The organism is Flavobacterium ranwuense, assembly GCF_004349315.1.
Taxonomy (GTDB): Bacteria; Bacteroidota; Bacteroidia; order Flavobacteriales; family Flavobacteriaceae; genus Flavobacterium; species Flavobacterium ranwuense.
In genome coordinates, this window is record NZ_SMLH01000002.1 from 72055 (window position 1) to 84617 (window position 12563).

A 12563-nucleotide genomic window follows, 5' to 3' on the forward strand; every position below is an offset into this window, starting at 1 on the left:
GGTTCGTCTTTTTAATTTAATATAGGACGAACAAGATGGGATATTGTTACTGTTAAACTTGAATTAGTTGATTTTAGAAATGAGTTTGCATAGCGTATCTAATTTTTGAGCAGTAATTGGCTTCATTATATAATCTTTTATCACATCATATTTTTTCGCCATTTCTATATCTGCAGGGTCGATTGAAGAGGTCATGATAAAAATTGAAATTTCTTTTTTTATGGGTAAATGAATAAATTCATCCAAGAACTGCCATCCATCCATTACGGGCATATTTAAATCAAGTAAAATGGCATCAGGTAGAATTTCACTATCGTTCCAATTTTCTTTTAATTTATCAATTGCGAATTGAGCATTGTTAAAAGATTCGATTTCTTCACAGAACTTGTTTTTAGAGATGAGAATACTCATCAATTTCACAGTTAATTTATCATCATCAATGATGTAGGTTAATTTATTTTTCATTCAAATAAATTTTAAAATTTGACCCAAGACCTTCTTCGCTTTCTACTTCAATTTTTCCATTCATGGCTTCGAGCTGGTTTTTGGTTATAAATAATCCAATTCCTTTTGCATCTTCGTTGCCGTGAAAGGTTTTATTCATTCCAAAAAGTTTATGCCCATTTTTTTTCAAATCAATGCCTAAGCCATTGTCTCTAAAGTTTATAACGGTGTAGTTGTCTATGATTTCGTAACCAATATCTAAAGTGGCTTTCCGTTTTGGAGATTTATACTTAATGGCATTTGTGAATAAATTCAGCAAAATACTATCTAAGTAAGCCGGAATTGCATTAACAACCAGATCTTCTGGGATTGTATGTGTAATTGTTATTTGGCTGTCTTTAATGGCCAAACTCAAAGCCATTCTTGTTTTTTCGATTTCACTTTTTAACGGAATCTTAGTCTTTTCAATATTTGTTTTTTGCTGAATGGTTATAATTTCATTCAAATATTCGATTGTTTCTGACAGTTTCTCTGTTCCTTCTTTAAATAAATCAAAATAGGAAAGCTTTTCAGTAATATCATCTGTATTTTCAATCACATCCACTACCATTGATAAATTACTGGTGTGTGAGCGTATGTTATGAGAGACTATGTGAGTGAAATTGTACAGTTTATTGTTTTGACAACTGGTTACATCTAATAATTTTTTAAGTTCAAATTCTTTTTCGATTCTTTGAGTTACGTTTCTGCCGACACCAATAAAATTAATTAAATTGTTATTACTGTCAAAAACGGTAGTTATATTTAGTTCAAACCAATACTTCTCTTTGTTTTTATTATAATTTAGTATTGTAATTTTTATACTTTCTTTATTTTTAATTGCTTTTCTCATTAATGCTGTAGCACTTAAATCAGTTTCGGGGCCTTTGGATAAATAGCCAGGTTTTTGTCCTATTATGTTCTCCATATTTAAACCGGTAAGATCTAAATAGGCTTGATTTGCCCATACCGCTTCTCCTTTTTTATTTGCAATTACAATGGTGTCCGTAGTTTCGGAAGCTGCAAGAGATAATAAATTCAATTTAGCATCAACATTCTTCCTTTCACTTATATCTCTAATGAAACAAACCAAATACGTTATGTTATCGACCTGAAATTTTTTCCCGGAGGCCACTTCCACAGGAATGATTTTTCCGTCTTTTCTTTGAATATTAGTTTCGTTAATAATATAATCATCCTTAGCTAAGTGATTGACGAGAAAAGCCCCAACTTTTCGTCTGTATTTAACTGGAAATAAGTGAGAATTATGCCAACCAACCAATTCTGAGTTGTCATATCCGGTAAGTTCCGAAGATCTCGAATTGCAACTGGTTACAATTCCATTAGAGGAGTCAATGATAAAAATAGCGTCATTGGCACTAGTAAAAATGGAGGAAAATTTCTCTACGCTTAACTGCAATTCATTGATTAAATTCTGCTCTTTTGTGATGTCTTGAAATGTGCCCAATAAATTCATGGGTTTTCCGTCAATAACTTCTATCTGACATATAAATTCGATATACTTGATGTTATTTTTAGCAGTAGTAATCTGAAATTTATCATCAAATGAAATCCCTTCGTAGGTTGCTCTTTCGATAAGGAATTTTATCCGATCTCTATTTTCGCCCTCTGTATAAAAATTAATACCATTTTCAATAACAGGTTCAAAATCTTCAGGAACTTCAAGAATAGATTTTGTGACAGCATCCCAATATACATCATCGGTTTGCAGGTTCAATTTCCAGATTCCAATTTTAGCTGACTGCGCAGCCTTGAAATAAAGTTCAAGCTTATCTGTCATTTGTAGGGTTTAAATATTTTAATCGTCTTGGGGACAACCAAATATAAAGTTTATATCTTGGCGTTAGTGTTTTTTAATATAAAAAAACTGATATTTATGATTTTATTCTTCTTGAATTATGCTTAATTCACTTTTAATCAGTCGTTTGTGTGGTTTTTATTTTAAGCTTAAAACCCGGTTTTTGTCTAATAATTAAATAGTTACGTTTTTTATCGAATTTTTATTCCTTTTTGGTTCTTATCGGATAAAAATAATTTTGACTTTGAATATAAAAATGGTAACCGGGATACTTTTATGCTTCTAATTATGCAGTACTTTGAAAGCATATTTTTAAAAAGGAATAACCTTCAACGGCTTAATTTATTGTAATTTTGTATTAAATCCTTTTTCAAATGAGTAGTGAGCCAGTAATGCTTTTTAAAAAACCTTCGTATCCAATAAACAAATCACTGTTGGAGTACTTAGAACGTTTTGACCGTTTGTCAAAAGTTTCTATTTTTTACGATGATTTATTGCGCTTTTCAGGATCTGTGACCGTTTATGATAAAAATGATGAGGACACTTTATGGATTAGAGTGTATTATAATGAATTTGAAAGGCAAGAAATTGATTTGAATCTAAAAAAAATCTATTCGTTGTTGCATTCTGATGGTAATCTGGGAATTCTTAAATTTTTGAATGTGGATTCCATTGATTACTGCACTTTTGGAAACTCGAAACCTTTTCGAATAAAAGTCAGAAACATACTGAATGATAATTACACTCATTTTTATATCAAGAAAGCAGATGCTTCCCGTATTTACGGACTAGAATTGGAACATATTTTATCTCCGGATAAAATAAATTTTTTAGTGTATAATGACACTTTAATAGAGGAACACATCATGGGGATTCCTGGCGATATTTTTATAAAAACACTTTTGACAGATTGTACTGAAACTGAAAAATCACAAATTGCAAAAGAGTTTGTGAAATTCAACGAGCGTTGCATGATACGATTATTGGGCGATATGCGTTCCTATAATTATGTGATTGTTCCTACACATGATTTTGACCATGTTGTTTATAAAATACGCGCTATTGACTTTGACCAACAATGTTATGAAGGAAATTTTAAAGTCTATAGACCTCAATTTTTCAAAGAAAATTATCCAATGGTAAAATTGGTTAAAGACAAACTTCAAAACAGTTCAATCGAGCAATACAAAGATGAGGAAAGAGCGGTTCTTGCCAAAAGAATCCATTCTGCCGAAAATCGTATTAAAAGATTATTGCAAATTATGGGGGATGATGTTATCGCTCCAGAGGAACATTTGAAGCAATTGCAATTAGAATTATATCGTTACACAAATGATTTGAATTTTAAAAAAGCAAAATCTATGGGGAATATCATGAGTGCTGCTTTTGAATTCATTACGAGAAACTTTAAGAATACAAATTTATTTAAAACGGGATTTTAATCTTTTTATAAATTTATAGTTTACATTAATTCAACTATGAGAAACTACATTTTCATCTTATCTGCTTTTACTTTTCTTTCTTGTCAACCAGATTCGGGTACTTTAACAACGGTTTATTCGTTGCCTAAAAAGCTAAAAGAAGTTTCAGGAATTACCTATTCATCTAAAAGCAATTTGCTTTGGACAGTGGAAGACAGCGGTAATGCGAATGAAATTTATGGACTGAATTTTGAAAATGGCAAAATTGAAAAAACAATAACCATCGAAAATACGGAGAATGTCGATTGGGAAGATATCACAAAAGACAAAGATGGGAATCTATATATTGGTGATTTCGGAAACAATGATAATGAAAGAAAGGATTTAAGGATTTATAAAATCGATAAAAAATCCTTAGCAGCTGAAAGTGTAATTCCAGCGTATGAAATTTCATTTGCGTATCCGGAACAAAAAGATTTCCCTCCCAAAAAAACAGAAATGTTCTATGATGTCGAAGGTTTTTTTGAGTTTAAAAATAATTTCTATCTCTTCACTAAAAACCGAAGTAAAGGTTTTGACGGGACCGCTTTTTTATACAAAATTCCAAATACGGCAGGTTTTCATCAAGCGGTTTTAATGGGAGAATTTAAAACTTGTGACAATTACAATCATTGCGCAATTACAAGCGCTGCCATAAGCCCTGATGAGTCCAAAGTTGCTGTTTTAACCCATGATAAGATATTTTTATTCGAAAGTTTCGGAGGTGATAATTTTCTGAATGGAATAAAAACTACCCTCGAACTAAACCATTTTTCCCAAAAAGAAGCCGCTTCTTTTATTGATAATGACAGAATTTTTATAGCTGATGAAAAAGTCAAAAGTGTAGGAGGAAATGTTTATGATGTAAGTGTCAAAAAACTAAAATCCAAATCCTAAACCAAAAGCAATTCGGGCTTCTTCATCGGTAGTTTTAAAATAGGTGATTCTGGCCGTAACTACATTCAAACCGTTCAGCCATAATCCGCCACCAAAAGATTGATGCCATTTATCTGAATTCTCGTCTTTTTGCCAAACTCTTCCATAATCAAAACCACCTAAAATACCGTAGGTCATAGGCAAGACACTTCTTCTGATTTTTCCTAAATTCCAACGTATATCACTACTTTGATAGAAGGATTGATTGCCTAAAAAGCGCTCGTTTCTAAAGCCTCTTAAGTCATAATCACCACCCAAAGTTGCTCCTTGATAAAATTCGAAATTGTTATTCAATAATACTTTTGCTTTCAAAATAGTTGCTAAAACTATTTTGCCATTTGCATCAATTTTATGGTTAAAATTAATTTTGCTTTCTAATGAAGGAAAATTTCTTTTGGCGTCGTTCAAATTCATTTTCCAATTCCCAGCGATAGAAAAACCCATCCCCATGGAAGGAAAAGATGGAATATCATAATTTTCAAAACTATATTTAAGTGTTGCTCCCGCAAATTGCTGACTGTCAAAAACGCCAGGATTTACGATTCCGGGAATATTTATAAATCGATTATTGGTTTCTTCCACGCTGATTTGCTCAAATGAAGTTTGGAAATGTAGTGTGCTTCCATATTTCCCCACTTTTTTGATGGATGGTAAAACTTTCAACATTCGGATGCGCACGCGATTGTAATCCATTCCGAAAGTTTCGTCATTATTTGCAGTTTCATTTCCGGCACCAAAATAATTAATTGTAAAATTCGGACTCGTGAATTGGCTTTCTAAATCTAAATCCCATTTGACAATTGACTTCGGGAAATGCGCATTGTAAACCAATTCATATCCATCTGTGGCAAAAAAGTAATTTGCTTTCAAAATGTGTTTTTGCGTATATGGATTTTGATTGAATTTATTGATGGTATAGTTTGTAATAAAACCTATTTTGACACCATCATCAGGATTATAACCAATATTTGGTAATCCTGAAAAAACATTGTATTTCGGTTTTTCATAATCATAATGACTGGCCTCATAGTCATCGGACAAAATAACTCTGGTTTTTGAATCTAAAACGTAGGTGTTACTTTTTGATTTAAAATCATGAATTTTTACCTTTTTTCCGTTTTCTACAGTATACGAATCTTCGTTTTGTCCTCCAATTAATCGAATGTTTATGTCTGATTTTGAGTTTCCTTTTACTTCAAAAATATCATCTTCATCCAATCCGTAAATCCAGATATTTTTTGTTTTTCCGGCAACAAAATCTTTTGTGTACAACAATTCATCGCCTTCGTTTTTGGATCGGTATACTTCGATCCCAATATTATTTTTTGTTGTCTGGTGGATTATAAATTTGTCCTTTTTATCGGTACCAACAATCAGAACTGTTTTTTGTAACACATTATAATAGTCAGAAGCATAGCGTTGCAATTGTGTTTTTCGTACTTTTAATTTGCGCTTTATAGCTTCTATAGTTTTATCCTGAACTTCTTTTGGCAGATTATCAAAGGCGCTGTCTATTGCACTATCCGAAAGGTTTTCCTGAATGTATTTGGCTTGTTGTAACCAATCGTTTTCATTGGCAGTTTTTAGAAAAGCAAGATCCAAAGGATAAGGTTCGCGATTCAGCCATTTTACATTTTTAATTTTCTCATTAAAGGTTTGCATGTGACGCAATGCAGGCATATTCATCAAAAGAGAAAGGAATGTTCCATCATATTTTGTGAATGCTTGGTCACGATCTCTTGGAATCGGTTTGTAAATTATCTTTTTGCCTACTTTATATTCTCCCCAACGCCATTGATCTTGATGTCTGTCCCAATCGCCAATGAGCATGTCAAATAAGCGTGCTTTGATGTATTCACTTTCATCAATATTATACTTTTCATCTTTGTGAAGATTCTTAAATAAATCTTCCGTACTGATTATCGCGCTAGGACTCCCAAAGCTTTTTACGTCAATTTGGCTGTCAGTAGGCCGTTCTTCCACCATATACAATTCATCCCCAAAATTTGCATTATAATCTTTTAGAGCTTTATGTTTAGGGATATAGTACAATACAGGATTTGTATGTGAAACCCCAATTTTTTCGGCCAAATTTCCAATAGCAAAAGGAGTATAAGGATGTGAAGTGGTATAGAAATCAAATAAAAAATTCTCTGCATACGTATCTTCAAATTCGTTTTCGATAAATTGGTCTTTAAAAGCCACAGCTTGCAGAAAACGAGAAGCGCTTTTTTTCAAGGCGCGCATTACATATTCTTTTCCGTTTTTGTCAACAATTTGCAATGATTTGGACTGATGTCCACCACCGGCACGTTTCGGTTTTAAACCTCCAAAAAGAGTGTCAATCGTAGTGGTTTTTACTTCTATCGGCAAGCTGTAATACTTTCGATAATGGTTCCCGAAAAGGAATTTATAAAACCTGTTTTTATCCGTTTGTTTTTCTGAATAGATAGTTGCAGTGGTAGTTTTTGCAAATGAAGTTGAAAAGTTCTTAGTGCTAAAATCGTCTTTTTTAGCTACTATAAATTGTTCAAAAATCAGTTTTTCTTTGTTGTTTTCCTTCCCGTAAAAAGAAACTTTTGCGGCTCCATTTTCATAAACAGATAATCTTGCATACCCATTTCCACCATAAGAAAAATCATTGGGGTTAACGGCTTTTGCAGCCTCTGATTTTGATCCGGCTCCACTTACAATTTGCTTGATGTTATCTTTTTCAATGTATTGTAAATTATGGTCATGGCCCGAAACTACTATGACATTATTCTGACTCTGCAATAGTGTTTTTATGCGTTTAATAAAATGAGTGTAGTGTTTATTTTGAATGTCTTGCGGGCTTATTCCAGATGTTTTTCGGATGAGGTTGATAACAGAACCTATGACAGGAAGTGGAATCTTTTGTTCTAATGGGAATAGTTGTTTTTCCAATGAAAATTGACCGCCGTGTGTTCCATAGCTCATTAACGGATGATGAAGCGCCAGAATTATTGTTTTCTCCTGATTTTTATTCAGAATATCTTCTAGCTCATAAAAAAAAGCGTCTCTTGATTTTATCGTGCAATCATCGTTTATGGTTGGACTTTTATCCCAATCTTCCAGAAACCATTGGCTGTCTATAGTAATCAGTGTTAGATTTTTATTGATTTCTAAATCATCAATCCCACAGCTTTTTCTGGGTAAGAATGATTTTTTATCATTTAAATATTCCGTTACAAACTTTGCTTGGCGTACTAAACCTTTTATTCCACTGTACCAATCATGATTTCCAGGAATAAAAATGGTTTTGCCTTTGAAGTTTTTAGATAGCTTTAGTTGATTTGTCAGCTTATTTTCGGCAATAATTCGCTCATTTGGATGGTCAGTATTAGGGAGTCCCTTTGGATAAATATTATCGCCAAGAAATAAAAGAGTCGTATTGTTGTTTGCTTTTATTAATCGATCTTCCAGTAAACCAATTGTTTGTTGCGCTTTTTCTTCATTGGCGTTTCCGGCATCGCCAATTAAATAAAAAGTATGTGCAATTTTTGAGCTGTCTGTTTCGTTTTGTACTACTGGATTTTTGATTTCTTTACCAAATTGGGCGTGATGTGTTGCACATGATTGAAAAATCAAGGCTGAAACAAATAACATAAAAGTCACTTTCTTCGAGGTAATAAAACAATTATCCGAAAACAATTTCATAATTTAGTAGTATAAAAATTTATTTATGACTCTTATCGATCAAGCCCAAGATTTTGTTTTTAATTTACTCAAAGATAAACTTTCTGTTTTATATACCTATCATAATTTTAATCATACACTTGGCGTAGTTGATGCAGTTAATACACTGTCCGACAGTGAAAATTTAAATCCTACTGACAAAGAAATGCTAGTAATCGCAGCTTGGTTTCACGATACCGGATATATAAACGGTTGTGCAAACCACGAAGATTTCAGTAGTGTTATTGCAGCCGATTTTTTAAAAGAAAAAGGAAAATCGGATGATTATATAAAGAAAGTTACTGGCTTAATCAAAGCAACTATGAAGGATAGTGTACCTCAAACCCTTTTAGAAAAAATAATAAAAGACGCCGATTACTACCATCTTTTTAGCGAAGATTATGCTTTGGCTTGTGAATTTTTGAGAACAGAATGGGAAAACACAGAACAGAAATCATTTACGGATAAAGATTGGGCGATAGAAAACAAGGACTTTTTAGTAAGTAAGCATCATTTTTATACGGATTATGCTTTAAAAAATTGGCAGCCCTCAAAGGAAAAAAATATTAACAAAGTACAGAAAAAAATTAAAAAAATTGAAGTAGAAGCGAAAGAAAAGCTAGAAAAAGAAATCAAAAAAAGAGAGAAAGAAGAAAAACCAGAACGGGGTATAGATACTTTGTTTAGGGTAACATTAAATAATCACACGCGTTTGAGTGGAATTGCCGACAGTAAAGCCAATATTTTACTTTCTGTAAATGCGATTATCATTTCTATTGCACTATCTACGATTATTCCAAAATTAGACAGTCCAAAAAATGCTCATTTGGTTATTCCTGTTTTTGTCATGTTAATTTCTAGTGTAATTACCATCATTTTTGCTATACTTTCTACACGTCCAAAAGTGACTAAGGGGGTTTTTACGAAACAAGACATTGAAGATAAAAAAGTGAACCTGCTTTTCTTTGGAAACTTTTATAAAATGCCTTTGGAGGATTATGAATGGGCTATGAATGAGATGATGAAAGACAGAGAATATCTGTATAATTCGATGATTAAAGATTTATATTTTCTGGGATTGGTTCTGGAAAAAAAATACAGACTGTTGCGAATTGCCTATAATCTTTTTATGATAGGAATAGTTCTGTCGGTTATTGCTTTTGTAATTGCTTTCAAAATGGTTGGTGTTTAGTTTAATTCGTCCAATAAATCCTGATAAGAATACTTTTTAGTCATTGCTCTATTCTCGGCATTAACCACTTTTACTCTTATGGCTCTTAGCCCGGAAACACCTTGTAATTCTTCCACCTCGAATTGTTCGATGTTTGGTTCGAGAATATTTTTGAATTGCAGGAATTTGATGTATTTCAAATATTCGGTTTCTTCCTGATTATGTGAATATACGATGGTGATTTTTTCTTTTTCGGTAATACGGTCTTTAGTCCCTTTGATGTTGGCTTTATCGATTCGTTTTTTCACCACTTCATATCTCGCATTGTATGTTCCATCAACATCAAAACGCTTTTCATCCATTCTAAATCGGATAGAAATAGGGGAACTAAACACCAAAATTAGAGAAGTGACATCTAATTTATAGGGCAAAGAAGACTTTAATTGATGATGTTCCAACTCCATTTCACACAAGGTTTGCAATTGCCACAATCGTAAATTATTAAGATACATCATGTCAAATGTTAGATTTGGAGCAATGGAAGCACCAATGTACAAGTTATGTTCTACCCCGTCAGTTTTAAACCGTTCGTAATAATGCGGAAAAATATTTTGTGCTTCCGTTTGTTTTTTATCAATAATTCCAGCCAGTTTTTTATTGACAATAGACATTGCATTATCGAATTTCTTTCTGGATTGATAAAACAATCCCGTTTTTTCATCTAGTTTTTCAAAATAGTTTTCAACTAAAATTTGGCACTCATTGTCCATTTTGGAATTTTTTAAAATGGGATGAATTTCAGTTTCAATATAACGTTGAATCTGTTGTTCGGTATCCGCTTTCAGGGGAGAATCCAATTCTTTGAAAAACGATTGTAATTCAAATTTTCGCTGTTCCAACAATACAAGATTGGTATTGGATTTTAGATTTTCAAAAATTTGCAAGAGTGTTTTCAGTTGATTCTTTAGATCTGCTTTTACGGTCTCGTTTCTATGCTCGGAAGAGCCTTTAATGTCAATCTGACCATATAAAGGATATACCTCTTTGAAAACAATTTCTTTAAAAATATAACCTTTACTTTGATTACTGGTTAGGAAATATTTTTGGGCTTCTTTTCTGAATTTCCAATACACGCTAGGATGAATCGTAGTATATTCTCTTTGAATAATGGCTTCTATTTGGTGTTGCATATCATTGTTATAACGTTCCAATGTATCCACCAAATAAGGCAAAATTAAGTCCAGATTGTTTGCATTGATGCTGTTAAGCTCTCTTGGCTTTGCCGAAACTAATTCTATAATACCCAAAAGTTTATCATTTTTTATTACCGGAGCAAGAATACAGCTTTGAATATTCTGTTTTAACAAATGCTCTCCCAGTTTTTCATTTCCTGATGTTAGAGCTAATTTTTCAACATTTGAAATTATAAAAGGTTTATTTTGCTCTAAAATGGTTTTTAAAGAGCAACCAAAAAGGGCGTTTTTACAATCGACTTCTTCGATATCGTGAAGAATAAAACTGCCTATTTTTTTTTCATCATAAATTGGCCTTGTAAATTTTTCATCTTCTTCATTATAAATGATGAAACCGACTTGTAAATCGGATACCTTAAAAATGGAACGAAAAATAGTTTCAAAATTCAGGGTGTTATCGATTTGTTCCGTTTCTGATTTTAGAAGATTACTTTTTAAGTTTGAAATGGCACTTTCAATGGAAGCATCAAATAGAGATACGATACCAAAGCCTTTTAAAATCCAACTTTCCGATGGGAATTTTTCTTTCCACAAATCGATATTATCATAATTATCCATCAATAAATCGATATCCTCTGGAGTTAATGTCATCGCTTTATCAGTAGGGATAATTTCCATAAAATCGGCATTATATAGAATTCTATAATGCTTCATAATGCCATTTGCATCTGGAATATCATAAAATAAAGGTCTGTTGAAATCAAAATGTTGATTATAAAATGTGTTCAGAATCAAAATGCAATTCATGATGTAGAATTGGTGTTCATCAAAATCCCGGATTGTCATGTCAAATGTTGTCCCGGCATTATGAAGTGTTTTTTTGAATCTTTCGGTATAATTAAAAGTAAAATTCTGGAAAGGAATCGTTACTGCTTTAATTTCATTATTAGTTAAGGCAGTAGGAAATAGGTCGGCTAATAGGTATTTGATTACCGTTTCATTTTCATGAATTAAATTTAAATCTTCAATTCCTGTTCTAAATTCAGGAAAAGGTTCTATTTGTTTTAATAATGCTTTGGCGTAATTGGAGCGATAATCCACATTGGTGACAGCAATTTCTTCGAGAGCTTTAATAAGCTTATGGAATGAAATCAAGGTTTTGAATGGGCTGTCTTTAAAAAAATTACGAGTCATCCTTTTTGTTTTACGGAAAAACAAATTTACAAATAATTCGAAACCAAAAGTCTACAAATTGTCTTTTAGTTTCATCTTTAAGAAGCTCTTATTTGCAAGTATTTTTAAGAGAGTTTCTTTTAAATCAAGTTATGATTTGCTGATAAAGGTAATATTGGAGTTCAAGAGACTTTTTTTTAATTTATTTTTTTGTCTCAATAACATTATTGATTGGATTAATATAAGGATTAGCATCTTTTCAAGGGTTTTATAGTGTTAGTGATAAACTGAATTTAAATTTTATAAAGGCATGCTTTCTTCAAGAATAAAAAGGGAATAAGTTGTTGTTTTAGAATCGAATTAATTGTAATAAATAAGAGATTATTTCATATAGAATGAATTCTTTTATTATAGAAACCAATCAGTGTTTCATTTATTTCTTTTAGCTCTGGGGTAAGAAATGTTTTTCTGCCTTTTTCATCGTTAGTTAATTCGAGTTGACAAACAGTGCATTTAAATTCTTTGAAATGATTTGTGACATTTCGGGTTGTTATTATTTTATGGCCAAATAGTGAACACAGGATTCTTTTATTTATAAATTTTTCTTTGATTTCGGTTGTGTTCATATATTT

At 32.0% G+C, this 12563-nt stretch carries 8 protein-coding genes; 3 read left to right on the plus strand and 5 right to left on the minus strand.

Features of this window, described 5'->3' with window-relative positions; genetic code table 11:
• Positions 1 to 63: 63 nt before the first annotated feature.
• Entirely contained in the window at positions 64 to 465 is a 402-nt protein-coding gene (locus E0I61_RS04840; protein ID WP_131996316.1) for a response regulator, read from the minus strand.
• Entirely contained in the window at positions 455 to 2284 is a 1830-nt protein-coding gene (locus tag E0I61_RS04845) for a PAS domain-containing sensor histidine kinase (RefSeq protein WP_132069796.1), read from the minus strand. Before E0I61_RS04845 ends, E0I61_RS04840 begins: the two co-directional genes overlap by 11 nt.
• Positions 2285 to 2676: 392 nt before the next feature.
• On the opposite strand from E0I61_RS04845, the gene E0I61_RS04850 reads away from it, so the two are divergent.
• Together E0I61_RS04850 and E0I61_RS04855 are read left to right on the plus strand one after the other, a co-directional pair.
• Complete coding sequence (locus tag E0I61_RS04850) at positions 2677 to 3744, plus strand: hypothetical protein (RefSeq protein ID WP_131996322.1); 1068 nt, start codon at positions 2677 to 2679, stop codon at positions 3742 to 3744.
• Between the two features lie 36 nt (positions 3745 to 3780).
• On the plus strand, positions 3781 to 4659 hold the full coding sequence (locus E0I61_RS04855) for an SdiA-regulated domain-containing protein (protein WP_132069798.1): 879 nt from the start codon (positions 3781 to 3783) through the stop codon (positions 4657 to 4659).
• On the opposite strand, the gene E0I61_RS04860 is transcribed toward E0I61_RS04855, so the two are convergent.
• Positions 4642 to 8376, minus strand: a complete 3735-nt coding sequence (locus E0I61_RS04860; RefSeq protein WP_132069800.1) for a metallophosphoesterase — start codon at positions 8374 to 8376, stop codon at positions 4642 to 4644. The genes E0I61_RS04855 and E0I61_RS04860 overlap by 18 nt on opposite strands.
• A 25-nt stretch (positions 8377 to 8401) precedes the next feature.
• Here E0I61_RS04860 and E0I61_RS04865 point away from each other — a divergent pair, with 25 nt between their 5' ends.
• On the plus strand, positions 8402 to 9586 hold the full coding sequence (locus E0I61_RS04865; protein ID WP_132069802.1) for a Pycsar system effector family protein: 1185 nt from the start codon (positions 8402 to 8404) through the stop codon (positions 9584 to 9586).
• On the opposite strand, the gene E0I61_RS04870 is transcribed toward E0I61_RS04865, so the two are convergent.
• Together E0I61_RS04870 and E0I61_RS04875 are read right to left on the minus strand one after the other, a co-directional pair.
• The gene (locus tag E0I61_RS04870) at positions 9583 to 11952 is read right to left on the minus strand and encodes a GAF domain-containing protein (RefSeq protein WP_132069804.1); all 2370 of its coding nucleotides are present in this window, start codon (positions 11950 to 11952) and stop codon (positions 9583 to 9585) included. The two genes, E0I61_RS04865 and E0I61_RS04870, sit on opposite strands and share 4 nt — an antisense overlap.
• Positions 11953 to 12317: 365 nt before the next feature.
• Positions 12318 to 12557 (minus strand): hypothetical protein, encoded by a 240-nt coding sequence (locus tag E0I61_RS04875; RefSeq protein ID WP_131996337.1) that lies wholly within the window; start codon positions 12555 to 12557, stop codon positions 12318 to 12320.
• Between the last annotated feature and the right edge of the window lie 6 nt (positions 12558 to 12563).

Coding starts and splice junctions, on each gene's coding strand:
- E0I61_RS04865 (WP_132069802.1), top strand. CDS start 8,402: ATGACTCTTATCGATCAAGCCCAAGATTTTGTTTTTAATTTACTCAAA.
- E0I61_RS04840 (WP_131996316.1), bottom strand. CDS start 465: ATGAAAAATAAATTAACCTACATCATTGATGATGATAAATTAACTGTG.
- E0I61_RS04850 (WP_131996322.1), top strand. CDS start 2,677: ATGAGTAGTGAGCCAGTAATGCTTTTTAAAAAACCTTCGTATCCAATA.
- E0I61_RS04870 (WP_132069804.1), bottom strand. CDS start 11,952: ATGACTCGTAATTTTTTTAAAGACAGCCCATTCAAAACCTTGATTTCA.
- E0I61_RS04855 (WP_132069798.1), top strand. CDS start 3,781: ATGAGAAACTACATTTTCATCTTATCTGCTTTTACTTTTCTTTCTTGT.
- E0I61_RS04845 (WP_132069796.1), bottom strand. CDS start 2,284: ATGACAGATAAGCTTGAACTTTATTTCAAGGCTGCGCAGTCAGCTAAA.
- E0I61_RS04860 (WP_132069800.1), bottom strand. CDS start 8,376: ATGAAATTGTTTTCGGATAATTGTTTTATTACCTCGAAGAAAGTGACT.
- E0I61_RS04875 (WP_131996337.1), bottom strand. CDS start 12,557: ATGAACACAACCGAAATCAAAGAAAAATTTATAAATAAAAGAATCCTG.